The organism is Pseudomonas sp. IT-P176 (assembly GCF_949767245.1).
Lineage (GTDB): Bacteria > Pseudomonadota > Gammaproteobacteria > Pseudomonadales > Pseudomonadaceae > Aquipseudomonas.
In genome coordinates this window covers 1-223 of record NZ_CATKPN010000018.1, presented here as the reverse complement: position 1 = coordinate 223, position 223 = coordinate 1, and the positions used below count along the sequence as shown (strand labels likewise).

Annotated in this window: 1 protein-coding gene; it reads right to left on the bottom strand. The window is 63.7% G+C overall.

The features are described 5' to 3' along the window. On the bottom strand, positions 1 to 223 hold a 223-nt coding region (locus tag ACM6IP_RS00955; RefSeq protein WP_414860732.1), incomplete at both ends, for a contractile injection system protein, VgrG/Pvc8 family.

Sequence of the window (223 nt, the reverse complement as noted above, 5' to 3'; positions counted from 1 at the left end):
GCGAGTCTCCAGTTGCCAGACGGCGTCCTGGGCGCTGCTGCTCAGGCCGGAGGTCGGTCGATAGGGCAGTTCGACGTCGAACTGATAGTGACGTTGGGCGTCGTGCAACTCCACCACGTCGATGCCCAGGCGTTCGTCGCTGGTGACGCGGTACCAGATCCCGATCTCGGCCAGCAGCCGCGAGATAAAGGCCAGGTCGCTTTCACCGAACTGCATCACCTGC